Origin of the sequence: Rossellomorea aquimaris (assembly GCF_000935355.1) — a bacterium.
Taxonomy (GTDB): domain Bacteria; phylum Bacillota; class Bacilli; order Bacillales; family Bacillaceae_B; genus Rossellomorea; species Rossellomorea aquimaris_B.
The window spans coordinates 1-1170 of record NZ_JXZC01000025.1 but is presented as its reverse complement, the minus strand read 5'-3'; the positions used below and the strand labels follow the sequence as shown (position 1 = coordinate 1170).

The 1170-nt window shown below is 49.2% G+C and carries 1 protein-coding gene and 1 rRNA gene; both read left to right on the top strand.

Annotated elements, in window-relative coordinates:
• Positions 1 to 202, top strand: a 202-nt coding sequence (locus tag TV75_RS22200; RefSeq protein WP_216593416.1) for a hypothetical protein, incomplete at its 5' end; no start/stop codon positions are given.
• A 292-nt stretch (positions 203 to 494) separates the two neighbouring features.
• Positions 495 to 1170: ribosomal RNA gene (locus tag TV75_RS20880) — 16S ribosomal RNA — on the top strand; the annotation flags it as partial.

The following is a 1170-nucleotide window of genomic DNA, read 5'->3' as shown; positions in this document are numbered from 1 at the left end:
CGCAGTCGAAACGGAAAACTCCTTGGTAAACAAAGAGTTACGCAAGATTCGACAGCGACCTGCTTCAGTTCATCGAAGCCCAGAAGGAGTTGGTAGAGCAGTGTCGTTTGGCTCTATTAACGTTTCGATCCTCTCGGTCGAAAGCGGAGAAAAAGAGGTGTTGACAGCAGCGTGTAACGCTGTAGAATTCGCCTCCCGCTAACGAGAGATCGGAAGCGCAAGTGGTTGAAGTTACAAAGGAAACTTTGAAAACTTTTGAAAATAATCACTTGACAGCAAATGAGGCTGCTGTAGAATGCGCGCCTCGGTTGAGACGAAAGATCTTAACCAACCGCTCTTTAACAACTGAATCAAGCAATTCGTGTGGGTGCTTGTGGAGTCAGACTGATAGTCAACAAGATTATCAGCATCACAAGTTACTCCGCGAGAAATCAAAGATGTAACCAACGATTGCTGAGCCAAGTTTAGGGTTTCTTAAAAACCCAAAGATGTTTGAACTGAAGAGTTTGATCATGGCTCAGATTGAACGCTGGCGGCAGGCCTAACACATGCAAGTCGAGCGGTAGAGAGAAGCTTGCTTCTCTTGAGAGCGGCGGACGGGTGAGTAATGCCTAGGAATCTGCCTGGTAGTGGGGGATAACGTTCGGAAACGGACGCTAATACCGCATACGTCCTACGGGAGAAAGCAGGGGACCTTCGGGCCTTGCGCTATCAGATGAGCCTAGGTCGGATTAGCTAGTTGGTGAGGTAATGGCTCACCAAGGCGACGATCCGTAACTGGTCTGAGAGGATGATCAGTCACACTGGAACTGAGACACGGTCCAGACTCCTACGGGAGGCAGCAGTGGGGAATATTGGACAATGGGCGAAAGCCTGATCCAGCCATGCCGCGTGTGTGAAGAAGGTCTTCGGATTGTAAAGCACTTTAAGTTGGGAGGAAGGGCAGTTACCTAATACGTGATTGTTTTGACGTTACCGACAGAATAAGCACCGGCTAACTCTGTGCCAGCAGCCGCGGTAATACAGAGGGTGCAAGCGTTAATCGGAATTACTGGGCGTAAAGCGCGCGTAGGTGGTTAGTTAAGTTGGATGTGAAATCCCCGGGCTCAACCTGGGAACTGCATTCAAAACTGACTGACTAGAGTATGGTAGAGGGTGGTGGAATTTCCT